A 24,238-nucleotide genomic window follows, 5' to 3' on the forward strand; every position below is an offset into this window, starting at 1 on the left:
GGTGGCTAGTTGAGCGCCTTGATCAGCTCACCGTTGGCGGTGTCACCGCTCAGCTCCCAGATGAACGTACCGGCGAGGTTCTGCTGGTTCTTGTACGTCATCTTCGTGGCGAGCGTGGCGGGGGTGTCGTAACTCCACCACTCGTTACCGCACTTGGCGTAGGCGGTGCCACCGACCGTGCCGGTCGTCGGGCACTTGGCCTTGAGCACCTTGTAGTCGTCGATGCCCTGCTCGTAGGTGCCCTGGGCCGGGCCGGTGGCGCTTCCGCCGGGCGTCGACTGGGTGACGCCGGTCCAACCGCGGCCGTAGAAGCCGACGCCGAGCAGCAGCTTGGACGACGGGATGCCGAGGCCCTTCAGCTTGGTGATCGTGGCGTCCGAGTAGTAGTGGGGCTTCGGAATGCCGGGGTAGCTGGTGAGCGGCGAGTGCGGCGCGGTGGGGCCGGTCCGCGACCAGGCGCCGAAGAAGTCGTACGTCATCGGGTTGTACCAGTCGACGTACTGCGCGGCGCCCGCGTAGTCGGCGGCGTCGATCTTGCCGCCCGGTGAGGCGTCGGCCGGGATCGCGGACGTCACCAGCTGGGAACCGAACTTGGCGCGCACGGCACGCATCAGGTCGGTGTACGCGGTCCGACCGCTGGTGTCGCACCCGGCGCCACAGGCGTTCGGGTACTCCCAGTCGATGTCGATGCCGTCGAACACCCCGGCCCAGCGCGGGTCGTTGACCAACTTGAAGCAGGACTCGGCGAAGGCGGTGGGGTTCTTCGCGGCCTGGGCGAAGCCGTTGGACCAGGTCCACCCGCCGAACGACCACAGCACCTTGATGTGCGGGTTCTTCGCCTTGAGTTCCTTGATCTGGTTGAAGTTGCCGCGCAGCGGCTGGTCCCAGGTGTCGGCGACGCCGTCCACGGACTGGGCGGCCGGGTAGGTCTTCTCCAGGGCCGCGTACGAGTCGCCCATGCCGCACTGGCCGTTCTGGACGTTGCCGAAGCCGTAGTTGATGTGCGTCAGCTTCGCGGCGGAACCGGAGGTCTGGATGTTGTTGATGTGGTAGTTCCGGCCGTACACGCCCCATTCGGAGAAGTATCCGACGACCTTGGAGGCCCGCGGCGACAGGGGCTGTGCGTCCGAAGCGGCCTCGCCCGCGGCAGCCGTGCCGGCTCCGACGAGCAGGCCCGCGCCGAGGACGGCGCAACAGGCGGCGGACAGGAGCGCCCGGAAACGGGCACGGGGACGGTGCGAATGTGACATCGACTCACCTCGTGGGGGAGAGGGAAGGGTGGGGGGAAGTGCTGCTGACGTACCGAGTCGGGCGTACGGGTGCCGGTCCCTGGACGCTGGGGGGCGTCGGGTACGCACCGGCTGGGCGCGAACACGTGGGGTGTTCGGGGGGAACAGTAGGAGGACTAGACCAGTTGGGTCAATGGTGCGTACCAACTTCCACCAGGCTGTTCGAAGATCAGCACCAGTGACGAACTGCCTCCGATCGGGCATACTCGACGCGCCACAGCCACCGGTCGGTTCCGCTCCGCGAACCGGAGCGCCACCATCGGCTGGGCAGTGCCGAAACTCCGGGGACCGGGGCTGCGCCACCGGCGTGGAACCCGTGCCGCGGATCTGCCGGAGACGTTCGCCGCACCCGGGCGGGCGTCCCCGAACTGCCCGACAGGGAGGACCGCACATGCCCGACCACGTCCCACCACCCGTGGACCGGATCGCCCCCACGGACGAGGCCCGGGACCTGTTCTCGCTCGTACGGGAACTGGCCCGCCGGGAGATCGCCCCGACGGCCGCCGAGGAGGAGGAAGCGGGCCGCTTCCCCCGCGAGCTCTTCACCCTGCTCTCCGGGTCCGGACTGCTCGCCCTGCCCTACGACTCGGCCCACGGCGGCGGGGACCAGCCGTACGAGGTGTACCTCCAGGTGCTGGAGGAACTCGCCGCGGCCCGGCTCACCGTCGGGCTCGGGGTCAGCGTCCACACCCTGGCCTGTCACGCCCTCGCCGGTTTCGGCACGGAGGAGCAACGGGCCGAACACCTGCCCGCGATGCTCGGTGAGGGGCTGCTGGGCGCGTACTGCCTGTCCGAGCCCGCGTCCGGCTCCGACGCCGCCTCGCTGCGGACCAGGGCCGTCCGGGACGGCGACGACTGGGTGCTCACCGGGACCAAGGCGTGGATCACCCACGGCGGGATCGCCGACTTCTACACCGTCCTGGCCCGCTCGGGCGGCCCCGGCGCGCGCGGCATCACGGCGTACCTGGTGCCGGGTGACGCCCCCGGGCTGAGCGCCGCCGCCCCCGAGCGGAAGATGGGCATGAAGGGCTCGCCCACCGCGCAACTCCACTTCGACGGGGTCCGGGTGTCCGACGCGCGGCGCATCGGCGCGGAGGGCCAGGGCTTCGCCATCGCCCTGTCGGCGCTCGACTCCGGCCGGCTGGGCATCGCCGCCTGCGCGATCGGGGTGGCCCAGGCCGCGCTGGACGCCGCGGTCGGGTACGCCGTCGAGCGGCGCCAGTTCGGCCGTCCCGTCGCCGACTTCCAAGGGGTGCGCTTCCTGCTGGCCGACATGGCCACCCAGGTGGCCGCGGGACGTGCGCTCTACCTCGCGGCGGCCCGGCTGCGGGACGCGGGCCGCCCGTTCGGCAAGGAGGCGGCCATGGCCAAACTCCTGTGCAGCGACGCGGCGATGAAGGTGACCACCGACGCGGTGCAGGTCCTGGGCGGGTACGGCTACACCGCGGACTTCCCGGTGGAGCGTTACCTGCGGGAGGCCAAGGTCCTCCAGATCGTCGAGGGCACCAACCAGATCCAGCGCATGGTCATCGCCCGTCACGTGGCCGGCCCGGAGTCCTCCTGACCCCGCGGCGCCGCCCGCACGCCTAGCGCAGCGGCCCCGCGGCCGTTCCGCCGAACTGTCCCGGGCGCACCAGGGGCGCGGTGAGCCGTTCCCACTCCGGGTCGGGGGACCCGGGCGGCACCCGGCCCCCCGTGGCCCACCGGGCCACCAGCGCCCGGTAGATGGGCGGATCGACGTCCGGCACCGCCGGTGGCGCCCCGGCCGTGGGACGCCCCGGCAGCGGCCGGGGCACCGGGCGTCGCTGCGGGAGCGGTCGTTCGGCGCGACGTGCCGGGAGCAACGGCCGCGGAATCGATTCTTCAGGTGGGGCGACGAGAACGCGGCGCATCCTGCCCGAACTCGGAAGGGTCGAGGTCATACCGTGGCCAACGCCCGGCCGAACGCGGCGGTCACCCCCGACGACGGTCGTGCATGCGTACGACGGTGTCCACGGAAGGGGGACCCGTCGTCACGCCCGCGGACCGCTCCGGGTGGCGGGGCGCCGGACGGCCCCGCTCGGTGGGTCCTGGTCAGGGACACGGTCCCGGCCCGGCGGTCCGCAAGGCCGCAGCGTCGGGAGAGGTCGTCGCGCCCGTGGGCCCGGACGGCTGTGCCGGGCCGGCGCCCGGACAGGGGACGCCGGAGGAACGGTGCGTGGGTGGAGTGGGGGTGCGTCGGCGCGGGGCGCTCAGGCCGCGTCGCGCCGCATCTGCGGGACCCGGATGGGACGCGAGCCCGGCCCGCCGACGTGGGAGAACGGCTGGGTGCGCCAGTTGAGCCCCTGGGGGAGTGCCAGCAGCACGGCGGTGTCGCCGTCGGACTCCCGGGTCGCCTCCTGTTCGCCGGCGGGACGGGCCGCGGTGGCGGGGCGCCCCGTGCCGGCGCAGACCTGGAGGCCGAACGGGTTCCAGGGGGTGGGGCACGTCGCGTGCTCCGGGAGGACGTCCTCGTCGTCCAGCAGGGCGATGGGCCGGGCGCAGTCCGGGCAGATCACCCGGAAGATCTCGATGGTGTCGTACGCGTCGAACTCGTCGTCGCCGGGTTCGACGCCCTCCGGCTCGGGCTCGACGACCGGCTGCTGCTTCAGCCGGGACAGACGACCGGGGCGCTTCAGACTCTGCATGTGGGAACTCTCCCCCTCGATGGGCGGGCCGGGCGCTCGGCTTCGGCCACAGCAAGCATTTCCCGTCCGGCCGTGGCGATAATCGCGTCGGATGTCCGGACACCACCAACGGGTTGTGGTGTTCGTCACACAAGCGGGGGAACGGGGGGTGGAGCGGCGGCCGAACGGGCAACCGAACGGCCCGTCGCGTCACCGATTGGTCTCGGAACGGAGCCGAACGCCCTTACGGTATCCCTGGCGATCATCAGAGCTGTAGGTTTCCGCCATGGAGGAGCTGGATCGTCAGATCGTCGAGTTGCTCGTCAAGGACGGGCGGATGAGCTACACCGACCTCGGCAAGGCCACCGGCCTGTCCACGTCCGCGGTGCACCAACGGGTGCGGCGGCTGGAGCAGCGCGGGGTGATCCGCGGGTACGCCGCGGTCGTCGACCCGGAGGCCGTCGGCCTGCCGCTCACCGCGTTCATCTCGGTGAAACCGTTCGATCCCAGTGCCCCCGACGACATCGCCGAACGCCTGGCCGGCGTACCGGAGATCGAGGCGTGCCACAGCGTGGCCGGGGACGAGAACTACATCCTCAAGGTGCGGGTCGCGACTCCGCGCGCGCTGGAGCACCTGCTGAGTCGGCTGCGCAGCCTCGCCGGGGTGTCCACCCGCACGACCGTGGTTTTGTCGACCCCCTACGAGGCGAGGCCGCCCAAGATCTGAGCCGGCCACCGCTCGGATCCTGGGCGGCCCCGCCCCGCGCCCGGACCGTGTCACGACGGACCCGGCGCCGCACCGCGACGGGCCTGCCAGGACACTGGTCGCATGAGCCAGCGCACAACCACCCCGGACCGGGCGCCCGACCCGAGCACCGTCCTGCTCCGCGGGGGCGAGATCCACTCACCCGCCGACCCCTTCGCCACCGCAATGGTGGTGTCCCGGGGGCAGGTGGCCTGGGTGGGGTCCGAGGGAGCGGCCGACGCCTTCGCCGCGACCGCCGACACGACCGTCGACCTGGAGGGCGCGCTCGTCACCCCCGCCTTCACCGACGCCCACGTCCACACCACCTCCACCGGCCTCGCCCTCACCGGCCTCGACCTGACCGAGGCCGCCACCCGCGACGCCGCCCTGGAACGCGTCCGGGCCCACGCCGGCGCCCGCCCCGACGACCGGGTGCTCCTCGGCCACGGCTGGGACGCCGCGCGCTGGCCGGACACCCGCCCCCCGAGCCGTGCGGAACTGGACGCCGCCACCGGGGGCCGCCCCCTCTACCTCTCACGCGTCGACGTCCACTCGGCCGTGGTCAGCACCGCCCTCCTCGACCTGGTCCCCGGCATCACCGGCAAGGACGGGTACGCCGCCGACGAGCCCCTCACCCGGGACGCCCACCACGCGGTGCGCGCCGCCGCGTTCGCCGCCGTCACCCCCGCCCAGCGCACCGCGGCCCAGCGCGCTGCGCTGCGCCACGCCGCCTCGCTCGGCATCGGCTCGGTGCACGAGTGCGGCGGGCCCGAGATCTCCAGCGAGGACGACCTGACCGGGCTGCTCCGGCTGGCCGACGAGGAGCCCGGGCCCCGCGTCATCGGCTACTGGGGCGAGCGGGTCACGGGCGCCGCGGACGCCGAACGGATCCGCTCCCTCGGCGTGGTGGGCGCCGCCGGCGACCTCTTCGTTGACGGTTCCCTCGGCTCCCACACCGCCTGTCTGCACGAGCCGTACGCCGACGCCCCGCACCGCGGCGTGTCCTACCTCGACGCCGCCGATGTGACCGCCCACGTCGTCGCCTGCACCGGGGCGGGCCTCCAGGCGGGGTTCCACGTGATCGGCGACGCCGCGGTCAGCACCGTCGTGGAGGGCTTCCGCGCCGCGGCCGAAAAGGTCGGGCTCGCCCGTGTCCGGGCCGCCCGCCACCGGGTGGAGCACGCGGAGATGCTCACCCCCGAAACGATCGCGGCCTTCGCCGAACTGGGGCTGACCGCCTCCGTCCAGCCCGCGTTCGACGCCCGGTGGGGCGGGGACGAGGGCATGTACGTCGAACGGCTCGGCGCCGAACGCGCCCGGTCCCTCAACCCCTTCGCCGCGCTGCTGCGCGCCGGGGTCGCCCTGGCCTTCGGCTCCGACAGCCCCGTGACCCCGCTCGACCCCTGGAACACCGTCCGGGCGGCGGCCCACCACCGCACCCCGGAGCACCGGGTGTCCGTGCGGGCCGCCTTCGCCGCCCACACCCGCGGCGGCTGGCGGGCCACCGGACGCGACGACGGGGGCGTGCTGGTGCCCGGAGCCACGGCCGACTACGCCGTGTGGCGCACCGGGCCGCTGTTGGTCCAGGCCCCCGACGACCGGGTGGCCCGCTGGTCCACCGACCCGCGCTCCGGCACCCCCGGTCTGCCCGACCTGTCTCCGGGCTCCGAGCCGCCCCTGTGCCTGCGCACGGTGGTCGCCGGACGGACGGTGTACGTACGGCCGGGTGAGTGATTGGCGGGGTGGCGCGCATCCGGACGGGGGTGCCGTGCCGCACCGCGCGACCTGCGGGTCCTCGGCGCTGACCTGCGGGTTCCCTGGATCGATGCAGGTCGCGGAGGTATTGACAGGGAACCGCCGGCGCCGGGTAGGTTCGGCCGGGTCCACCACTGGACGTCCGACCGGCGAACGTCCGCGCAGTCGTCGAACGCCGCTGGGTCAGGGGTGGGGCACCGTGCCCGGTGTCCCACCGCTGGGAGCCAGGCCCAGTTCCCGCGCCTCGGGGGCGGGGGAACGTTCCGCCGGTCGGGGGTCCCCCCGGCTCCCCGAGGAGCCCGGGGCCGCGTGGGACTGATGGGGCCCGGCCGCTCAGTAGACAACGGACCCGGTCGATCCGCAGCCAGCGGGTCCCGGGCCGGACCGAAGGGCTGCCGGGCCCCGATCCGTGCCCCGCGGCGCGACAGCCGGGCGAAGTCCGACCCTGCGTGCCGGTTGCGGCACAGGTGTACGGGTCGCGCCCACTATGGTGGACACCTGCGTACGACATGCACGAAGGGGCTCCTGTGAACGACGGCGACGCGATCTCCTCGGCCGGTGCCGAAGAGCGGCGGTTCGGCCCACTGGGTACGGCCTTGGTCATCATCCCGACCTACAACGAGGCCGAGAACATCGAGTCGATCGTCGGTCGCGTCAGGGAATCGGTTCCCGACGCGCACGTCCTCGTCGCCGATGACAACAGCCCGGACGGCACGGGCGGGCTCGCCGACGGCCTCGCCGCCGCGGACGAGCACGTCCACGTGCTGCACCGCAAGGGCAAGGAGGGGCTGGGCGCCGCCTACCTCGCCGGCTTCCGGTGGGGCCTCGCCGAGGGGTACGGCGTCATCATCGAGATGGACGCCGACGGCTCCCACCAGCCCGAGGAACTGCCCCGACTGCTCACCGCGCTCAAGGGGGCCGACCTCGTCCTCGGGTCCCGCTGGGTCCCGGGCGGCCGGGTCGTGAACTGGCCCAAGTCCCGCGAGTTCATCTCCCGCGGCGGCAGCACGTACTCGCGGCTGCTCCTGGACGTGCCGCTCCGCGACGTGACCGGGGGCTACCGCGCCTTCCGCCGGGAGACCCTCGAAGGGCTCGGCCTGACCGAGGTCGCCTCCCAGGGCTACTGCTTCCAGGTCGATCTGGCACGCCGCGCCGTCAAGGCCGGGTTCCACGTCGTCGAGGTGCCCATCACCTTCGTGGAGCGGGTGCACGGCGATTCCAAGATGAGCCGGGACATCCTGGTCGAGGCCCTGTGGCGGGTGACCTCCTGGGGCGTCACGGAACGCCTCGGCAAGTTGAGGTCGCACGGCTCCGCGGCCACGCCGAAGGGCGCCGAACCGGCCCCCGTGGAACGCAGCGGCGCCGGGGCCCCGGGCAACGAGAACCGCTGACCCGCGGCGGACGGGACCCTGAGCGGGGCCCGCGCAGGATTGTTGACCGTCCTGCTTTATGCCGGGCGCACGCCGGGCCAGGCACACTGGATGCATGACGACCGGTGTACCGACCCCGCCACGCCCCTCCCGTTCCCGGCCCGGCAAGCTCCGGAGGATCATCCCGCTGGCCCTGGTGGCCTGGTTCGTGCTGGAGATCTGGCTGCTCACGCTGGTCGCCGGTGCGGCCGGCGGGTTCACCGTCCTGCTGCTGCTCGTGGCCGGCGCGGTGCTGGGCGGCGTCGTGATCAAGGCCGCCGGTCGGCGCGCCTTCAAGAACCTCAGCGAGGCCGTCCAGCAGGCCCAGGACGGGGTGCTGCCGCAAAGCCCCCGGCCGGGGGAGGGCAGCGGTCTCGTGATGCTCGCGGGGCTGTTCCTGATCGTCCCCGGGATGATCTCCGACGCGGTCGGACTGCTGCTGTTGCTCCCCCCGGTCCGGGGGTTCATCGGGCGGCGTACGGAACGCGCTCTGGAGCGCCGGATGGCGGCGACGCCACCGGGTTCCCTCGGGGACGCCTTCCAGCAGGCCCGGATGCGGCGCCCGGACGGGAAGGTCGTCCAGGGCGAGGTGATCCGGGACCGGGAACCCGCCCCCGAGCAGGACGGGCCGCGCCCGCCCCTCACCCCCTGACAGGGAAAGCCCTGACGGGAAACGCTTGACGGGAAAAGCCGCGGGCGGGTGCCCTACCTGAAGGGGCACCCGCCCGGAGGCGATCGAGCTGTTCTGTTTTCCCACCTGCACCCCGGACGGGGTCAGGCGGACTTGCGGCTGTCCCGCGGATGAACGGCGATGTTCATCGCGCCGCTGCGGAGTACGGCAAGCCGCTCCTCAAGGACCTCTTCGAGCTCCTCGCGGGTGCGCCGCTCCATCAGCATGTCCCAATGCGTTCGAGCGGGCTTCGCCTTCTTCTCCTCTGGGCCTTCGCCGTCCACGAGGAGTGCTTGGGCCCCGCAGACCTTGCACTCCCACTCCGGCGGGATCTCCGCCTCCACAGAGAAGGGCATCTCGAATCGATGCCCCTTCTCGCATGCGTACTCCACGGCCTGGCGCGGGGCCAGGTCGATGCCGCGGTCCGTCTCGTAGCTGGTCACCACGAGGCGCGTGCCGCGAAGAGCTCGCTCACTCATGAATCGTGCCTCCCGGGCTTGTCGCCCACAGGACAGGTGTCGCTGTCGTCGTCATCCGGTCAACGTCCGGTCGGCGGTAAAGATTCCCGTTCCGGGCTCCTGCGTCGCCGTCGTAGCCGCAGCCTTGTTGACCAATGCAGTACCCACCCGCGCCCGGTTTGTCACATCTGATAGGAGATGTAACCCAACGTTTCGGCTGGTTTAGCGCGCAGTAACGGTACGCCTGGCAGGCCAAAGGCGTACACTACCGCCCTTTGCCCCCATGCGCTAAATCCGTTCCGGCACCGGATTGCCCGCGTCGCGCACCGCCCGGCGTACCGGAACCCGCGCGAGCAGGAAGAACCCGAGCACGAAGAAGGCGACCAGGGACAGGATCGCGTCCCGATAGCTTCCGGTCACCTGGTACGTCAGGCCGAAGAGCAGCGGACCGAGCCAGGACATCCCCCGATCGCTCATCTCGTACGCGGAGAAGTACTCCGCCTCCTTGCCCGGCGGCACCAGGTGGGAGAACAGCGAGCGCGACAGGGCCTGCGTACCGCCCAGCACCAGACCGATCCCGGCGGCCAGCAGGAAGAAGAAGACGGGCGCCCCGGCCGGGAGGAAGTACCCCGCCCCGAGGATCAGCGTCCAGGCGACCAGCGAGGCGAGGATCGTGCGCTGCGCCCCGTAGGTCCGGGCCAGCCGCCCCATGCCGAGGGCGCCCGCGATCGCGAGGAGCTGGACCAGCAGGACCGCCACGATCAGGGTCGACTGGTCGAGCCCCAGTTCTTCGGAGCCGTACAGCGACGCCTGGGAGATCACGGTCTGCACCCCGTCGTTGTAGACGAGGTACGCGAGCAGGAACGCGAGGGTCAGCGGCTGCCGGCGCATCTCGCGGAAGGTGGCCGCCAACTGCCGCCAGCCGCCGGCGGCGCCCCCGGTGCCCGCCGTCTTCTCCGTGCGGCGGTCACGCAGACGGCGCAGCGGGATCACCGTGAAGGCGCCCCACCACACGCCCGCCGACGCCAGGCAGATCCGCACCGCGGTGCCCTCGGAGACCCCGAAGTCGTCGTGCCGCAGGAACAGGACGAGGTTGGCGACGAGCACCAGCGCGCCCGAGGTGTAGCCGAAGGCCCAGCCGCGCGAGGACACCGCGTCCCGCTCCTCGGGGCGGGCGATCAGCGGCAGGAACGAGTTGTACAGGACCATCGACACCGCGAGCGAGGCATTGGCGACGACGAGCAGGAGGCCGCCGAGCAGATAGCGGTCGCCGCCCAACAGGAACATGCCGGCCGTGGCCGAGGCTCCGGTGTAGGCCGCGGCGGCCAGCAGCGGCTTGCGGCGACCGGTGCGGTCGGCGACGGCCCCCGCGATCGGCATGACGACGATCGCGACGATCACCGACAGGGACACCGAGTACGCGAAGAAGGAGCCCGCCCGCACCGGGACGCCGAGCGGGTGCACGTAGCCGTCGGCGTCGGCCGCCGCCTTGGCGACGCCGGTCAGGTAGGGGCCGAGGAAGACCGTGAGGACCGTCGTCGAGTACACCGAGCAGGCCCAGTCGTAGAAGTACCACCCGTGCTGTTCGCGCCGCCGCTGCCCGGCGTCGTCATCGGGATCCGTCCGCACGGCCCTGGCCCCCACCGGCCCCCTCGCTTCCCCGTCGTGCTCCCCGGCGCGGGAGGCCCGTGCGGGGGTGCGCTCAGACCCACGCGCCCCGGTCCGTGAGGACCGACCGCAGGGTGTCGATGTGATCGGTCATGATGCCATCCACGCCCAGGTCCAGGAGCGCGTGCATGCGTGCGGGGTCGTTCACCGTCCACACGTGCACCGGGAGTCCGCGGGCGTGCGCGGCCCGGACGAAGCGGCGGTCCACCACCCGTACCCCCGTCTGCACCTCGGGGACCTGGACGCACACCGCCGAACCGCGCACCGGGGCCGGCAATCCGTACGAGCGCAGCCGCAGCCCCAGGACGCCCCGTACGCCCAGCGAGGTGGCGAGCCGGGGGCCGCCCAGGCGTCGCGCCCGCGCCACCCGGGCCTCCGCGAACGAGCTCACGCAGACCCGGTCCCAGGCGCCGGTGCGCCGTATCAGCTCCAGCAGCGGGACCACGGCGGAGTCGGACTTGGCGTCGACGTTCCAGCGCGCCTCGGGGAACCGGGTCAACAACTCCTCGAAGAGGGGGACCGGCTCGGTGCCGCCCACCCGCGCCCGGCTCACCACGGACCAGGGCAGTGCGGTGATCGCCCCGGAGCCGTCGGAGACCCGGTCCAGGGTCGCGTCGTGGAAGGCGACGAGCTCGCCGTCGGCGGTGGCGTGGACGTCGGTCTCCAAGTAGCGGTACCCCAGCTCCACGGCCCGCCGGAAGGCGGTCACGGTGTTCTCCAGGCCGTCCGCGGCGCCCCCGCGGTGGGCGAACGCGAGCGGAGCGGGGTGGTCCAGATAGGGGTGGTGGGGCTGAGGGGTCACCTGCGCAGTATCGCCCGGCCCCCTCCGGCGACGGGAACCCGGGACGCGGCCGGGGCGGTGAAGAGCCGCAGGAAGAACTGGGCCAGCGGACCGATCGCCAGTGCGTACACGACCGTGCCCGCGCCGACCGTGCCGCCCAGCAGGAACCCGGTGGTGACGACGGCGACCTCCAGGCAGGTGCGGACCAGTCGGATCGACCGCCCGGTGCGCCGGTGCAGCCCCGTCATCAGGCCGTCGCGCGGGCCGGGGCCGAAGCGCGCGGCGATGTACAGCCCGGTGGCCACGCCGTTCAGCGCCACCGCCGCGACCATCAGCGGGACGCGGACGGCCAGGGCCCGGGCGTCCGGCACCAGGAACAGGGTCGCGTCCATCACCAGGCCGATCACGACGACGTTCGACACGGTGCCGAGCCCCGGTCGCTGGCGCAGGGGTATCCACAGCAGCAGCACCAGCGCGCCCACGACGATCGTGACCGCACCGATGGTCAGGCCCGTCAGCCCCGCGAGCCCCTGGTGCAGCACCCCCCACGGTTCGAGCCCGAGTCCGGCCTCCACGAGCAGGGCGCAGCTCACCCCGTACAGCGCGAGCCCGCCGTACAGGCGCAGCAGCCGGCGCGGGAGCGGGTCGGGGGGAACCGCCTCGGGGGCGGGGGCGTTCCGCACGGCGCCGGTCGTCCCGGACGGAGGAGTGGGAGGTGAAGTCGACACGAACACGCGGCGCCCCTGAGTGGTGGTAGTGGCCTGGCTCGTGTCACTCTGTGGCGGGGACATCGCTTCGTTCCATGGCCAATTCGAGGAAGGTGGACTGAAGAGCATGGCTCAGTGGACCTCAACGGTGGGTTCGGCGCAGCTCGCCCGTCTGCTCACCTCGCAGCAGACCCGGCCGGCCGGCCCCGGCAGCCGTCGACCGCCCGCGTACCGGGCGCTCGCCGACGGAGTCCGCCTGCTGGTGCTGGAGGGCAGGGTTCCGGTGGGCGCCCGGCTCCCCGCCGAGCGCGAGCTCGCCCTCGCGCTGTCGGTGAGCCGCACCACGGTGGCCGCCGCGTACGAGGAACTGCGCAACGAGGGCTTCCTGGAGTCCCGTCGGGGCGCCGGGAGCTGGACCTCGGTACCGGCCGGCAACCCCTTCCCCGCACGCGGCCTCGAACCACTGCCCCCGGAGGCCCTGGGGTCCATGATCGACTTGGGCTGCGCCGCGCTGCCGGCCCCCGAGCCCTGGCTCACCCGGGCGGTGCACGGCGCCCTGGAGGAACTGCCGCCGTACGCCCACACCCACGGCGACTACCCGGCCGGGCTGCCCGCGCTACGGGAGATGATCGCCGCCCGCTACACCGCACGCGGCATCCCCACCATGCCGGAACAGATCATGGTCACCACCGGGGCGATGGGAGCCACCGACGCGATCTGTCACCTCTTCGCCGGCCGCGGCGAACGGATCGCCGTGGAGTCGCCCAGCTACGCCAACATCCTCCAGCTCATGCGGGAGGCCGGCGCCCGGCTGGTCCCGGTCGCGATGGCCGAACGCCTCGGCGGTTGGGACCTGGACCGCTGGCGCCAGGTGCTCCGGGACGCGGCGCCCCGGCTCGCGTACGTCGTCGCCGACTTCCACAACCCGACCGGGGCCCTCATCGGCGAGGACCAGCGGCGCGCCCTGGTGGAGGCCGCCCGCGCCGCGGGAACGGTGCTCATCGTGGACGAGACGATGAGCGAAGTGGCCCTGGAGCCGGACCTGACGATGCCCCGCCCCGTCTGCGGGTTCGACCCCGCGGGCTCCACGGTGATCACGGTCGGCTCCGCCAGCAAGGCGTTCTGGGCGGGCATGCGGATCGGTTGGGTCCGGGCCGCCCCCGACGTGATCCGCAGCCTCGTCGCGGCCCGCGCCTTCGCCGACCTCGGCACCCCCGTCCTCGAACAGCTCGCCGTCAACTGGCTGTTGCGCGGCGGCGGCTGGGAGGAGGCCGTCGCGCTGCGCCGCGCCCAGGCCCGGGAGAACCGCGACGCCCTGGTGGCGGCGGTGCGACGGGAGCTGCCCGACTGGGAGTTCGAGGTGCCGGACGGCGGTCTGACGCTGTGGGTGCGCACCGGCGGGCTCTCCGGCTCCCGGCTGGCGGAGGTGGGGGAACGGGTCGGCATCCGGGTCCCGTCCGGACCCCGGTTCGGGGTGGACGGGGCGTTCGAGGGGTACGTCCGGCTGCCGTTCACGGTCGGCGGCGCGGTCGCGGACGAGGCGGCGGCCCGGCTCGCGGCGGCGGCGCGACTGGTCCGCAGCGGTGCGGCCGGAGCGAACGGGGCCGAGCCCACCCGCACGTTCGTGGCCTGACCGGGCCGCCCGGACGGTCCGACCACCCGCGGCCCGACCGGGGCGGGTCAGCCTTCCAACGCCGCGGCCGCCCGGCGTGCGCGCGCGTCCCGGATGGGCGCGTCCGTCGCGTCACCGTCCTCGACCGGCGCAACGACCTCGACCGGCGAGGGGGGCTCGACCGACGCAGACGTCCCGGCGGGTGACGGCTCCTCGGCCGGGGGAGGGGTCGCCGCGGTGCGCTCCGGCAGCAGCGCCAGCACGGCCTGCCGGTGCGCCTCGCTGGTCGCCCCGTCGTACGGATCGGGCGTCGCGGGCACCTGCAACCGCAACACGGGTCCGTCACCGAGGCGGGCGTACCCCCGGCCCGGCGGCACCTCCTTGACGGGCGTGGTGTGCGGTGCCGCGCCCAGGACCCCTTCGGTGCCCTCGACCACCGGCCCCAGGGTGACCCGCGCCCGGGTGTGCCGCAGGACCGCGTCGCCGAGTGCGTCGAGCGCGTCGTACTGTTCCGCGACCACCACCGTCACGCCCGCCGCCCGACCGTGCCGCAGCGCCGTCTGGAGCAGGGCCTGCGGATCGCGGGTGCCGTCCGTCGCGGCCAGGTGTCCGAGTACCGACGGCCGGTCCACCAGGAGGTACAGCGGGCGCCGGACGTCCTCCGGCGGCGGACCGCCCGCCCGACGGGCCTCGTGGGCGTCGGTGAGTCGTCGTTCCGTCTCGTGCGCCGCCCACCCCAGCGCCGCGAGCGCGCCGGAGAGCCCGGTCTCGACGGCGAGGACGCCGGTACGGCCGATCAGACACGCGAACTCGCCCGTCCCCGCACCGTCCACCACCAGGACGTCGCCGTGGGGGAGCGCCTGGAGGGCGAGGGAGCGCAACAGGCTGGTCGTGCCGCTGCCCGGCCGTCCGACGGCGAGCAGATGCGGTTCGGTGGACCGGTGGCCGGTGCGCCAGACGACGGGCGGTTCGTCGCGGACGCCGTCGCCGTGGACGACCGGGAGGGTGCGCGGCACACCGGTGGGGTCGGTGAGGCCGAGCACGAGTTCGCCGGGGGCCGTGACGAACCGCTGCGCGACGATGTCGGTGGGCAGCGGGGACAGTGCGGTGACCGTCAGCTCGTTCCCCTCCTCGTCCCAGTCGAAGCGGTACTCGCGCCCGCGCCCCGACTTGGCGTGCAGCACCTGTTCGATACGGGCGCGCGCGGCCGGCTCGCCGTCGGTGAAGTACGCCGGGTAGCGCACCAGGAGGCGCGAGAGGCGGCCGTCGTCGAACTCGAAGGCGCCGAACGCCTGCTCCCAGTCCCCGCCGTGCGCGTACAGCGGGGTGGGGTCCTCGGGGACGGAGAAGTACGGCACCAGCGCCTCGTACAGCGAGGTGAGGCGGTGGACCTGGGACTCGTCGGGACCGGCGGGGGCCGCGGGGGTCCGGTCCCGACCGGACCAGGCCGCCGCCGCCATCAGGGTGACCACGGCGAAGGCCGGTCCGTACGGGACCAGCGCCACCACCAGGACCAGGGCGGCGGCGACGAACAGCAGCCCGCCGCGCCCGTCCTTGGGCGTGGCCGCCCACTTGCGCCGCCCGGCCGCGGCCAGCCGGCGCAGGCCCCGCACGATCGTGATCAGCGGATGGAGGACATCGGTGGCGCTGTCGGCCGCCGACCTGGCCAGCTCCCGGCTCCGGGCGATCGGTGCGCTGCCGTCGCGCAGCAGACGGGGGAGGGGGCGCCGGACCACGTCGGTCTCCTGGGGTGCGTGCGGGGGGTGGGTACGGAGGGGGGGGACAGGTGCGGCGGACCGTCAGAACTTGATCCCGCCGAGGAGGCTGGCGAGGCTCGCCCCGCCCGCCTTGATGCTGGGGGCGATCGCCGTGCTCGCCAGATAGAAGCCGAACAGGGCGCAGACCACGGCGTGCGAACCCTTGAGGCCGTCCTTGCGGAAGAACAGGAACACGATGATTCCGAGCAGCACGACGCCTGAGATGGAGAGGATCATGGGGTTTCTCCTGGTCGGTGGGGACAGTCACCATGAGCTGTTCCAGGCTCACAGCAGGTATCCGTACGATAAAAGGTGCAATGGGGTGAATTGCTCGATGTTTCGCCTGAGTGGCGTACGTCTGTTCACCCGTCCGGCAGGGGCACCCCCGCCCGCCGTCCACGGGCCCGGCGCCCCGGACCGGCGCGCCCGTGACCCGAACGGGCACGCGCCCGGAGCCGCCGGGACCGCCGAACGGGGAGCCGGCGTCACCCCCGGGCGCCGCCGCTCACGCACCCGCGCGGGCAGTACCCTGTCGATTCACCTGTCCGGGGGACCTCCGGGTCTTCGGGTCTTCGGCTCTTCGACACCGTCCGAGGGCCCACCGGCACCCGTAGGACCTGCACCGACCGAGAGAGAGGCACCGTCCGATGAGCGAAGCCCCCGAGCCCGGGGCCACCCCCGACGCCGACGTCGTGGAACTCGCGACGAAGCTCTTCGAGCTGGCCCGCACGGGGGACGCCGACCGGCTCGCCGCCTACGTCGACGCCGGCGTCCCGGTGAACCTCACCAACGACCACGGCCACACCCTCGTCATGCTGGCTGCCTACCACGGTCACGTCGACGTGGTGCGGGCCCTCCTGGAGCGCGGCGCCGACCCGAACCGGCCCAATGACCGGGGACAGACCCCCCTCGCGGGAGCCGTCTTCAAGGGCGAGGACGAGGTCGTGCGGGTCCTGTTCGAGGGCGGCGCGGACCCGGGGGCCGGCAGCCCGTCCGCCACGGACACCGCCCGGATGTTCGGCAAGACCCAGCTCCTGGAACTCTTCGGCGCCGGCTAGAGCACCCGCCCCTGACCAGGCGGAACGCCGGTCCGGGAAATCGGTCGCGGCATTGTGAACGCCTGGGTCATCATGACCACGTGATTCATGGACGCGACGGATGGGCAGGTGTTGCCGCACCGCGCGGGCCCTGAACGGCCCGGCACGGGCCACCGACGAGAGGCAGAGGAAGATGGTCTACAGCAAGCAAGAGACGACGGGCGCCCCGACGTGTTGTCGCGTGACCTGGTAAATGCGAATCCCCGGTCGCGTCGACGCTTGATGTGAGGCTGTTTCCCATGTTCGATTCGGGTATAGCGCCCAGTGGCACGTTGCTAGGTCTCCTCCAGAGAGGCCGTGGCGACGGCACGCTCCACGCGCTCACCGCTCCGCGGGCCGACGCGCTCGCGGCACTGAACCAGTGCGTTCTCCACGACCCCCGCCACGACTGGCAGATCGAGAACCGCTCCCTGTACTACGCGCGGCTCTACCTCGACCTGCACGGCGAGCTGGACGCCGTCGAGGCGCACCTCTTCCACCCGGAGGACGTCCTCGACACCCGCGACTCCCGCACCGGGCTCGCGCTCGCCGTCCTCGGCCACCTCGCCTCCTACGGGCGCCGGGACGCCCTGGACCTGCTGCGGCGGTACGCCACGCACGGCACCAACTGGGCCTGGGCCCTCGACGAACTGGCGCTGCGCGACGACGACGCCGGGCTGCGCGCCCTCGCCGTGCCCGTCCTCGCCCGGTTCGCCCGCGATACCGAGGGCGAGGCCGCGCTCGCCGCCGCAGTCCGCGACGCCTACGAACCACGACCCTGGCGCCTGTGGGCCGACGACCCCCGCGAGGCGGTGGCCGGCCGGGTCCGGGCCGCCGGCGAACAGGGCTCCTTCGACCGCTGGCAGCGCCAACTCGACTCCACCGGGCCGCGCCCCGGCTGGAGCGTGCGCGCGGTCCTCGACTGGGCCGACCAGGGCGCCGAACGCGGCACCCCCCTGCACGCGCCCGCCGCCCGCTGCCTCACGGCCGTCGCCGGGCCGCAGGACCGCCCCGAGATCACCCAAGCCGCGCTGAGCGGCACCGACGGCGCCCGCTCGGCCGCCCTGCGCTACCTCGCCGACGCCCACGACCCCCTCGCCCTCGACCTGATCGAAGCGGCCGTCGCCTCCCCCTCGGTGACCGTCGTGGAGGCCGCCGTCGAGTCGTTCGAACGCATGCGCAGCGTCGCCGCCGTGGACCGCGCCCGGGCCTGGGTCCAACGGCCCGACGCCCTCGGAGCCGCCGCCGGACGCGTGCTCGCCTGCCGGGGCGGCGCCCGTGACGCGACCCTGGTCCTCGGCGCGCTCCGGGAAGCGGTGCGCTCCGAAGGCCCGGACGCCGCGACCCTGTGGACCCTCGTGGACGGCGCGGGCCGACTCGCCATCGTCTGCGCGGCCCCGGTGCTGCGCCACGTCTACCGCGAGACCGCCTCCTCCCATCTGCGGGGGCGCGCGGCCCGCGCCCTCGCCGCGACCGACGGGTCCTTCCCGGCCGGGTTCGCCGTCGAATGCCTGTGGGACTGCGAGGAGAGCACCCGGGAGATCGCCGCGCGGCACGCGGAGACCGGCGACGCGCGTGTCGTGGAGCGGCTGCGCAGGCTCGCCGCGGACCCCGCGGAGGAGGACGAGGTCCAAACGGCCGTCCGCAGCCGCATCGGCCCGGACGCCCCGGCCGTCTGAACCCCTCCGGGAACGGGGCGTCCGCGCCCCGTTCCCGGGCCGACCGCACCGCCGGCCCGAGGCGCCGGACGCGGTCGGTCAGCCGTGCCCGCGGCGGCGCGCCGCCGGCGCCACCACGAAGCGCACGGGCGTGCCCGGCGCCGCCTGTGCGACGGCCGGCAGATCGGCTTCCCGGACGACGGCGACCACCGGATAGCCGCCCGTCGTCGGATGGTCCGCGAGGAACACCACCGGACGTCCGTCCGGCGGCACCTGCACGGCGCCCAGCACCAGGCCCTCACTGGGCAGTTCGCCCCCGACGGCGCGTTGCAGCGCCGGCCCCTCGGTGCGCAGCCCCACCCGGTTGCTGGCCGGGGACACCCGGTACGCGCACGTGGTCAGCACGTGCAGGGCCGCGGCGGTGAACCAGTCGGCGCGCGGCCCGAACCGCACCCCCAGCACGAGGTCCCGGTGGGCACCGGGCGGACCCGGCTGGGGCGCGGTGTCCACCCGGGCGACGGGCGGGCGTCCGGGGCCCAGCGGAAGCACGTCCCCCGCGCCGAGCGGCGGTCGCCCGAGCCCGGACAGGAGGTCCGTCGAGCGGCTCCCCAGCACCGGGTCCACGGCCACGCCACCGCCGAGCGCCAGGTAACTGCGCACCCCGGCGGTGGCCGGCCCGAGGTCCAGGACCGCCCCGGCGGGCACCCACCGGGCACTGCCCCACCCGCCGGGGCGGCCGTCCACGGTGACCCGACAGGGGGCCCCGGTCACCGCCGCCAGGACGCCGTGCCGGGGCCGCACCGCACAGCCGGTGACGGTGGTCTCCAGCACGGCGCACTCCTCCGGGTTGCCGACCAGCCGGTTGGCGAGCGCGGCGGCCGGCGGGTCGAGGGCGCCCGAGCGGGGCACCCCGAGGTGGGCGTACCCGGGGCGCCCCCGGTCCTGCACGGTGGTCAGCGCGCCCGGCCGTACGACGACGACGGCGCGATCGGTCACCAGGACCCCTCCACCCGGGCCGTCGAATCCACCGGGGCCGTCGGGGCCGTCGAACCGCTCACCGGCTCTCCCCTCTCACGAACCGGACGCGGACACCGGGGGAGAGCAGCGCGGCGGGCACCCGCCCCGGGTCCCACAGCGTCACCTCGGTCGTGCCGATGAGCTGCCAGCCACCGGGCGACGCCCGCGGGTACACCCCCGTGTACGGTCCGGCCAGCGCCACCGACCCCGCGGGCACCGTCGTACGCGGAGTGGCCCGGCGCGGCACGTCGTAGCGGTCCGGCAGACCCGTCAGATAGCCGAAGCCGGGCGCGAAGCCGCAGAAGTCGACCCGGAACGCGGTACCGGAGTGGATCGCCGGCACCTCGTCGACGGACACCCCCCACCGCGCGGCGACCTCCGCCAGGTCCGGGCCGTCGTAGCGCACCGGGATCTCGACGGTGTCCGCCGGGTGCGCCCGGGGCGGCGGCACCGCCCAGGTCGGCAACTGCGCCGCGAGCCCCCGGGGGTCGTCCAGACCGTCGAGGAGGACGGTGCGCGCCGCGGGCACGATCTCGCGCACCCGCAGCGTCCCGGCGGCCCGGCGGCGCACCAGCTCGGCGTGCAGCGCCTGCGCCGCCGCACCGCTGTCCACCTCCACCAGCAGGGCGCGTTCCCCCACCTCCAGCGGCCTCATGCGAACGCCTCCACCCGCACCCCGGCCCGCTCCAACCCCGCCCGCACCCGACGGGCGAGCTCCACCGCCCCCGGGGTGTCCCCGTGCAGGCACAGCGAGCGCGCCGCCACGGAGATCTCCCGCCCGCCGTGGGCGCGGACCGAGCCGGTGCGGGCGAGCCCCACCGAACGCGACACGACCTCGTCCGGGTCGCTGACCACCGCGCCGTCCGTGCCGCGCGGCACCAGCGTGCCCCCGTCGGTGTAGGCGCGGTCGCCGAACGCCTCCGTGACGACCGGGAGGCCGGCCGCCCCGGCGGCTGCGAGGAACCGCGAGCCGGGCAGCCCCAGCACGGGCAGGGCGCGGCCGGCGAGGAGCACGCCCTCCACCACGGCGGCGGCCTGTTCCCCGTCGTGGACCACCCGGTTGTAGAGCGCGCCGTGGGGCTTCACGTACGCCACCGCCGCGCCCGCCGCCCGGGCGAACACCTCCAGCGCCCCTATCTGGTACGCGACTTCGGCCGCCAACTCCTGCGGCGGGACGTCCATGGCACGCCGTCCGAAGCCCGCCAGGTCCCGGTACGAGACCTGCGCCCCGATCCGTACGCCGAGCTCCGCCGCCCGTGCGCACACCCGCCGCATGGTCAGTGCGTCCCCGGCGTGGAACCCGCAGGCCACATTGGCGCTGGTGACGACGGACAGCAGCCGTTCGTCGTCGGTGAGCGTCCAGCGGCCGAAGCCCTCGCCCAGGTCGGCGTTGAGGTCGATGGTGACCACGTGCCCTCCCTATCCTCTTCAGCAAGGTAGGGGATCGTTCAACGATCCCTCAATACCCGTGGGGCCTCGTTCTCGCCGGGGGCCCTCGTCCCGCGGTTGTCCCCTTTCCGGGGGCTGCGATTGAATCCCCGGCATGGCAGAACAGACCGGCCTGGCCGGTGACCGGGTGCTCCTCGGCCGGACCAGCACCGCCGAACGGGTCGCGGACGTCCTCCGTGAACGCATCGCCGACGGGTGCTTCCCGCCCGGCACCCGGCTCTCCGAGGACGCCATCGGCGGTGCGCTCGGCGTCTCCCGGAACACCCTGCGGGAGTCCTTCCGGCTGCTCACCCACGAACGCCTGCTGGAACACCGGCTCAACCGCGGCGTCTTCGTCCGCATGCTGACCATCCAGGACGTGGAGGACATCTACCGCACGCGCCGACTCGTCGAATGCGCGGTCGTCCGGGGCCTGGGCAATCCGCCGCACGCCGTGGAGCAGATCGCCGCGGCCGTCGCCGAAGGCCGCGCCGCAGCCCTCGCCCGGGACTGGAAGGGCGTCTCCACCGCCAACCTCCACTTCCACCGCGCGCTCGTCGCCCTCGCCGGCAGCGAACGCACCGACGAACTCATGCGCAGCGTCTTCGCCGAACTGCGCCTCGCGTTCCACCTGGTGGACGACCTCCGAGGGCTCCACGAACCCTTCCTCGCCCGCAACGAGCACGTCCTGAAGGCCCTGGAGAGCGGCGAGACCGCCACCGCGGAACACCTCCTCGCCGCCTACCTGGACGACTCCCGCCGCCGGCTGGTCGAGGCGTACGGGGAGCGGACGGCCGCCGGGCCCGACCCCGGCTGACGTGCCGAGGCCCCGGAGCACCCCCCCGGCTCCCCGGGGCCCGGGGCACCCGCCGGCCCCCGGGGACCCGGGACACCCGACCGCCGCGCCCGGGGGCATCTGCGTCGTTTCGGTTGATGTCAGATCGAGGACCTAGGCTGTGCCCCGTGACTTCGCCTGTCTCGACGGAACCCGTTCCGCCCCAGCTCAGCGCGGGGCCGCGCCCCGCCCCGGGCCCGGCCGCCGACGAGGGCCTGGCGCGGCGCCTGCGCGCGCTCGCGTGCACCGCCCCGCTCCACGACCTCGACGCCCGCAAGGCGAACCTCGCCGGGGAGTACTCGGTCTACGGCATGGCCGAGGTCGCGCTGTCGGCCATCGACCTCGTCACGCTGAACATGGACTTCGACACGGGCGCCGACCACGACCAGATAGTGGCCCGGCTCGTGCCCCGCATCGCCGCACAGGCGCCCCGGCGCCCCGCCGGGGAACACGAGCGGGTCGCCCGCTGGGTCCTGGAGAACCTGATCAACGTCGGCAGCGTCGACCGCGGCTTCCGCGCCGTGTACGGCACCTTCGCGACGGACGGCACCTACGTACGGCGCGACTACGACTTCAAACTCATCGAGGAGGTCTCCGGCTACGGCGGCGGGGTCTACCTCCGGACCACCGACGAAGCCGTCAACGTCCTCGTCGGCGCCCTCGACACCGATGTCACCAGCGCGCAGATCGCCGCCGAGGTCAAGCTGGAGGTCCTGATCCGCCGGGGCCGCCTCGCCGATGCGCAACTCGCCGCCGAACAGGCCCGCTACCGCACGGTGCAGTACTCCGAGACGCTGCGCCGCGCCCTCGACGCCACCCGGCGCAACGTGCGCGCCGTCGACTGGCTCCACGGCGTCCCCGACATGATCGACGAAGCGCTCGACCACGTCGCCGACCGCTACCGCCACGAGAACGCGATCCTCACCAACATCCGCAAGGCCCGCGACGAGTCCGAGGACCCCGAGCAGAAGCGCCGCGCCGCGGAACTCGTCGACATCGTCAAGGACTGCATCCGCCGTCACACCCAGCTCCAGTCCCGGCTGCTCGAAGCGGGTCCCCTGTTCCGCGCCGAACAGGACCGTCAGGCGTTCGCCCCGCCCACCGCGAGCGCGGGCCTCGACCTGTACGGCCAACTCGTCGCCCCCACCCTGCCGCTCCCCCTCACCCACGCCATCCGGGTCACCGACGCGTTCTTCGCCCACGGCACCGGCCTGCGCACCCCCGTGTCGGTGCGCGTGGCCGACCTGGTCGACATCCTGCTCACCCCGCCCCTGGAGCGGGAGCACCTGGGCGCGGAGATGCCCGAGCCCGACCTGATCGCCACCCCCGACGACAGCCGCTTCAGCGACGAACAGCTCGCCCAGGCGATGCGGCTGCTCGACCTGCCCCCGGACGCCCCCCGGCGGCTGTCCGGACTGCTCGCCGAGGCCCGCCGCGGCGGCGACCACGACCTGCCCTACCTGCTCGCCCTGCTCGCCGTGCACGCGGCGAGCCCGGCGGTGGGCACCGCCTACCGCCAGGGCGAGGAGAATCTGCTCTTCGCCGTCGACGACGGCACCGAGCTGGCGGACCCCGAGTTCGGCGGCGCCGACCTCATCGTCGGCACCGCCCTCCTGGACGCCCTGGGCATGGCCGCCGACCGGGCGGAGGCCGTGTGAGACCCGCCCCCGCGCCCCGGGCGGCGGACCGCGACCGCACCCCCCGTCGGCCCCGCACGCCCCGAGCCTCCCTCCGTTCCACCTGCTCCACCCGCCCCACCGGCACCACGAACCACCCGATCGAGGAGTACCAGCCGTGAGCGACCACCACGCAGACACCGCCGCGTGGAGCGAGCCGGAGGACCGGCAGCAAGCCGCGGCCCCCGCCCCCGTCACCCCCGCGGACACCGCCGACGCCGCCCGGCTCGTCGCCTTCGGACTCCAGCCCAAACTCCAGCCCGCCCGCGACCAGGAGTACGCCGAACTGCTGCGCCGCTACCGCGAGGACCCCGCGTTCGCCCGGCTCGCGGACGCCGTCGCCACCGGCCTCGGCCTGGTCGTCCTGGAGGTGTCGCCCCGCGCGGGCATGGCCGTCACCGCCGCCGAGGACTCCGTCTTCGCGGTCCGGATGGGCGACTACGCCCGCCGCACCGCTGCCGACTCCACCGACCGCTTCCTGCACGGCCTCGCCCACCTCGCCGTCGCCGCGCTGGCCTTCCCCCGCCCCGAGGACCTCGTCGACGACGGATACATCGGCCGGGTCACCGTCAACGGCGTCGACGCCTTCGTCCGGCAGGCGTGCCGACGGCTGGAGGAACGCGCGGCGGAGCAGGGCGAGAACACCGACCCCGCGTCCGGTGAGCCCGGCCTGGAGGCCGCCTGGCGGACCTGGGCGCGCCGCAGCTCCACCGGCGCCACCAAGGACGCCCGCAGACTCGCCGGTTCCACCACCGGGATCGTCGCCAAGGCGGTCGCCTTCCTCACCGACTCGGGTTTCCTCCAGCGCACCGGGGACGACGCCGGCGGCACCTTCCGCACCACCGCCCGCTACCAGCTCCAGGTCCGTGACCTGGCGGGCGGCGCCGCGATGGCCGAACTGCTCGACCTCGGCGTGGTCCCCGTCACCGACGGCACCGCCACCCTGCTGCCCGCCGACCAGGCCGACGACCTGGAACTCGTCGCCGACGCCGGCCTCCCGTTCCACTCCTGACCTGACCTGACCTGACCTGACCTGATCGGACGGCAGCCCG

Annotated in this window: 23 protein-coding genes; 11 read left to right on the forward strand and 12 right to left on the reverse strand. The window is 73.9% G+C overall.

The genetic code is table 11. From position 1 onward, the window contains the following. Positions 1-5: 5 nt before the first annotated feature. On the reverse strand, positions 6-1,250 hold the full coding sequence (locus ACFYOU_RS25885; protein ID WP_391308855.1) for a glycosyl hydrolase family 18 protein: 1,245 nt from the start codon (positions 1,248-1,250) through the stop codon (positions 6-8). Positions 1,251-1,680: 430 nt separating this feature from the next. Here ACFYOU_RS25885 and ACFYOU_RS25890 point away from each other — a divergent pair, with 430 nt between their 5' ends. After that, positions 1,681-2,853 (forward strand): acyl-CoA dehydrogenase family protein, encoded by a 1,173-nt coding sequence (locus ACFYOU_RS25890; RefSeq protein WP_391308856.1) that lies wholly within the window; start codon positions 1,681-1,683, stop codon positions 2,851-2,853. A 22-nt stretch (positions 2,854-2,875) separates the two neighbouring features. On the opposite strand, the gene ACFYOU_RS25895 is transcribed toward ACFYOU_RS25890, so the two are convergent. Together ACFYOU_RS25895 and ACFYOU_RS25900 are read right to left on the reverse strand one after the other, a co-directional pair. Continuing rightward, positions 2,876-3,085, reverse strand: coding sequence for a hypothetical protein (locus ACFYOU_RS25895; RefSeq protein WP_391308858.1), 210 nt, complete (start codon positions 3,083-3,085; stop codon positions 2,876-2,878). Positions 3,086-3,520: 435 nt separating this feature from the next. Further along, the gene (locus tag ACFYOU_RS25900; RefSeq protein ID WP_391308860.1) at positions 3,521-3,955 is read right to left on the reverse strand and encodes a hypothetical protein; all 435 of its coding nucleotides are present in this window, start codon (positions 3,953-3,955) and stop codon (positions 3,521-3,523) included. A 265-nt stretch (positions 3,956-4,220) separates the two neighbouring features. Between ACFYOU_RS25900 and ACFYOU_RS25905 the strand changes: the two genes are divergently transcribed. The 4 genes from ACFYOU_RS25905 to fxsA all read left to right on the forward strand — a co-directional run bounded on the left by ACFYOU_RS25905 (position 4,221) and on the right by fxsA (position 8,495). Then, the gene (locus ACFYOU_RS25905; RefSeq protein WP_385494112.1) at positions 4,221-4,661 is read left to right on the forward strand and encodes an Lrp/AsnC family transcriptional regulator; all 441 of its coding nucleotides are present in this window, start codon (positions 4,221-4,223) and stop codon (positions 4,659-4,661) included. Positions 4,662-4,763: 102 nt separating this feature from the next. Next, positions 4,764-6,413, forward strand: coding sequence for an amidohydrolase family protein (locus tag ACFYOU_RS25910; protein ID WP_391308862.1), 1,650 nt, complete (start codon positions 4,764-4,766; stop codon positions 6,411-6,413). Between the two features lie 548 nt (positions 6,414-6,961). Beyond that, positions 6,962-7,825, forward strand: a complete 864-nt coding sequence (locus tag ACFYOU_RS25915; RefSeq protein ID WP_391308864.1) for a glycosyltransferase — start codon at positions 6,962-6,964, stop codon at positions 7,823-7,825. A 94-nt stretch (positions 7,826-7,919) separates the two neighbouring features. Further along, positions 7,920-8,495, forward strand: a complete 576-nt coding sequence (gene fxsA, locus ACFYOU_RS25920) for an FxsA family membrane protein (protein WP_391308865.1) — start codon at positions 7,920-7,922, stop codon at positions 8,493-8,495. Positions 8,496-8,617: 122 nt separating this feature from the next. Here the strand turns inward: fxsA and ACFYOU_RS25925 are convergent, their stop codons facing one another. From ACFYOU_RS25925 to ACFYOU_RS25940, 4 genes are all read right to left on the reverse strand, one after another. Further along, positions 8,618-8,992 (reverse strand): RNA polymerase-binding protein RbpA, encoded by a 375-nt coding sequence (locus ACFYOU_RS25925; RefSeq protein WP_099500427.1) that lies wholly within the window; start codon positions 8,990-8,992, stop codon positions 8,618-8,620. A 267-nt stretch (positions 8,993-9,259) separates the two neighbouring features. Beyond that, positions 9,260-10,615, reverse strand: a complete 1,356-nt coding sequence (locus tag ACFYOU_RS25930; RefSeq protein WP_391308867.1) for an MFS transporter — start codon at positions 10,613-10,615, stop codon at positions 9,260-9,262. A 58-nt stretch (positions 10,616-10,673) separates the two neighbouring features. Then, complete coding sequence (locus tag ACFYOU_RS25935; RefSeq protein ID WP_391308869.1) at positions 10,674-11,441, reverse strand: glycerophosphodiester phosphodiesterase family protein; 768 nt, start codon at positions 11,439-11,441, stop codon at positions 10,674-10,676. Next, the gene (locus tag ACFYOU_RS25940; protein WP_391308870.1) at positions 11,438-12,211 is read right to left on the reverse strand and encodes a YitT family protein; all 774 of its coding nucleotides are present in this window, start codon (positions 12,209-12,211) and stop codon (positions 11,438-11,440) included. Before ACFYOU_RS25940 ends, ACFYOU_RS25935 begins: the two co-directional genes overlap by 4 nt. Positions 12,212-12,254: 43 nt before the next feature. Here ACFYOU_RS25940 and ACFYOU_RS25945 point away from each other — a divergent pair, with 43 nt between their 5' ends. Continuing rightward, entirely contained in the window at positions 12,255-13,760 is a 1,506-nt protein-coding gene (locus ACFYOU_RS25945; RefSeq protein ID WP_391308871.1) for an aminotransferase class I/II-fold pyridoxal phosphate-dependent enzyme, read from the forward strand. A 47-nt stretch (positions 13,761-13,807) separates the two neighbouring features. On the opposite strand, the gene ACFYOU_RS25950 is transcribed toward ACFYOU_RS25945, so the two are convergent. Further along, positions 13,808-15,475, reverse strand: a complete 1,668-nt coding sequence (locus tag ACFYOU_RS25950) for a hypothetical protein (protein ID WP_391308873.1) — start codon at positions 15,473-15,475, stop codon at positions 13,808-13,810. Positions 15,476-15,538: 63 nt separating this feature from the next. Then, positions 15,539-15,733 (reverse strand): hypothetical protein, encoded by a 195-nt coding sequence (locus ACFYOU_RS25955; protein WP_073791794.1) that lies wholly within the window; start codon positions 15,731-15,733, stop codon positions 15,539-15,541. A gap of 410 nt (positions 15,734-16,143) precedes the next feature. Here ACFYOU_RS25955 and ACFYOU_RS25960 point away from each other — a divergent pair, with 410 nt between their 5' ends. After that, positions 16,144-16,554 (forward strand): ankyrin repeat domain-containing protein, encoded by a 411-nt coding sequence (locus ACFYOU_RS25960; protein WP_389769041.1) that lies wholly within the window; start codon positions 16,144-16,146, stop codon positions 16,552-16,554. Between the two features lie 278 nt (positions 16,555-16,832). Beyond that, positions 16,833-18,251, forward strand: coding sequence for a HEAT repeat domain-containing protein (locus tag ACFYOU_RS25965; RefSeq protein ID WP_391308876.1), 1,419 nt, complete (start codon positions 16,833-16,835; stop codon positions 18,249-18,251). A gap of 78 nt (positions 18,252-18,329) precedes the next feature. Here the strand turns inward: ACFYOU_RS25965 and ACFYOU_RS25970 are convergent, their stop codons facing one another. Genes ACFYOU_RS25970 through ACFYOU_RS25980 form a run of 3 tightly spaced genes read right to left on the reverse strand, consistent with a single transcriptional unit; the run spans position 18,330 to position 20,657 of the window. Continuing rightward, positions 18,330-19,226 (reverse strand): 5-oxoprolinase/urea amidolyase family protein, encoded by an 897-nt coding sequence (locus ACFYOU_RS25970; RefSeq protein ID WP_391308877.1) that lies wholly within the window; start codon positions 19,224-19,226, stop codon positions 18,330-18,332. Positions 19,227-19,284: 58 nt separating this feature from the next. Next, complete coding sequence (locus ACFYOU_RS25975) at positions 19,285-19,902, reverse strand: carboxyltransferase domain-containing protein (RefSeq protein WP_391308879.1); 618 nt, start codon at positions 19,900-19,902, stop codon at positions 19,285-19,287. Continuing rightward, positions 19,899-20,657 carry a 5-oxoprolinase subunit PxpA gene (locus ACFYOU_RS25980; protein WP_391308881.1) on the reverse strand — a complete coding sequence of 253 codons (759 nt, stop codon included), beginning with the start codon at positions 20,655-20,657 and terminating at the stop codon, positions 19,899-19,901. The genes ACFYOU_RS25975 and ACFYOU_RS25980 overlap by 4 nt, the downstream gene beginning before the upstream one ends. A 133-nt stretch (positions 20,658-20,790) precedes the next feature. On the opposite strand from ACFYOU_RS25980, the gene ACFYOU_RS25985 reads away from it, so the two are divergent. The 3 genes from ACFYOU_RS25985 to ACFYOU_RS25995 all read left to right on the forward strand — a co-directional run bounded on the left by ACFYOU_RS25985 (position 20,791) and on the right by ACFYOU_RS25995 (position 24,198). Continuing rightward, positions 20,791-21,492, forward strand: coding sequence for a GntR family transcriptional regulator (locus ACFYOU_RS25985; RefSeq protein WP_391308882.1), 702 nt, complete (start codon positions 20,791-20,793; stop codon positions 21,490-21,492). Between the two features lie 146 nt (positions 21,493-21,638). Continuing rightward, entirely contained in the window at positions 21,639-23,168 is a 1,530-nt protein-coding gene (locus ACFYOU_RS25990; RefSeq protein ID WP_391308884.1) for a hypothetical protein, read from the forward strand. 136 nt (positions 23,169-23,304) lie between these two features. Further along, positions 23,305-24,198 carry a hypothetical protein gene (locus tag ACFYOU_RS25995; RefSeq protein WP_385758438.1) on the forward strand — a complete coding sequence of 298 codons (894 nt, stop codon included), beginning with the start codon at positions 23,305-23,307 and terminating at the stop codon, positions 24,196-24,198. Positions 24,199-24,238: the final 40 nt, after the last annotated feature.

Source organism: Streptomyces sp. NPDC005955 (assembly GCF_042871255.1).
Lineage (GTDB): Bacteria > Actinomycetota > Actinomycetes > Streptomycetales > Streptomycetaceae > Streptomyces.

Excerpts from the sequence above, each read along its gene's own strand:
- ACFYOU_RS25885 (WP_391308855.1), bottom strand. The coding sequence starts at position 1,250 with ATGTCACATTCGCACCGTCCCCGTGCCCGTTTCCGGGCGCTCCTGTCC.
- ACFYOU_RS25890 (WP_391308856.1), top strand. The coding sequence starts at position 1,681 with ATGCCCGACCACGTCCCACCACCCGTGGACCGGATCGCCCCCACGGAC.
- ACFYOU_RS25900 (WP_391308860.1), bottom strand. The coding sequence starts at position 3,955 with ATGCAGAGTCTGAAGCGCCCCGGTCGTCTGTCCCGGCTGAAGCAGCAG.
- ACFYOU_RS25905 (WP_385494112.1), top strand. The coding sequence starts at position 4,221 with ATGGAGGAGCTGGATCGTCAGATCGTCGAGTTGCTCGTCAAGGACGGG.
- ACFYOU_RS25910 (WP_391308862.1), top strand. The coding sequence starts at position 4,764 with ATGAGCCAGCGCACAACCACCCCGGACCGGGCGCCCGACCCGAGCACC.
- fxsA (WP_391308865.1), top strand. The coding sequence starts at position 7,920 with ATGACGACCGGTGTACCGACCCCGCCACGCCCCTCCCGTTCCCGGCCC.
- ACFYOU_RS25925 (WP_099500427.1), bottom strand. The coding sequence starts at position 8,992 with ATGAGTGAGCGAGCTCTTCGCGGCACGCGCCTCGTGGTGACCAGCTAC.
- ACFYOU_RS25940 (WP_391308870.1), bottom strand. The coding sequence starts at position 12,211 with ATGTCCCCGCCACAGAGTGACACGAGCCAGGCCACTACCACCACTCAG.
- ACFYOU_RS25945 (WP_391308871.1), top strand. The coding sequence starts at position 12,255 with ATGGCTCAGTGGACCTCAACGGTGGGTTCGGCGCAGCTCGCCCGTCTG.
- ACFYOU_RS25955 (WP_073791794.1), bottom strand. The coding sequence starts at position 15,733 with ATGATCCTCTCCATCTCAGGCGTCGTGCTGCTCGGAATCATCGTGTTC.
- ACFYOU_RS25960 (WP_389769041.1), top strand. The coding sequence starts at position 16,144 with ATGAGCGAAGCCCCCGAGCCCGGGGCCACCCCCGACGCCGACGTCGTG.
- ACFYOU_RS25965 (WP_391308876.1), top strand. The coding sequence starts at position 16,833 with ATGTTCGATTCGGGTATAGCGCCCAGTGGCACGTTGCTAGGTCTCCTC.
- ACFYOU_RS25975 (WP_391308879.1), bottom strand. The coding sequence starts at position 19,902 with ATGAGGCCGCTGGAGGTGGGGGAACGCGCCCTGCTGGTGGAGGTGGAC.
- ACFYOU_RS25985 (WP_391308882.1), top strand. The coding sequence starts at position 20,791 with ATGGCAGAACAGACCGGCCTGGCCGGTGACCGGGTGCTCCTCGGCCGG.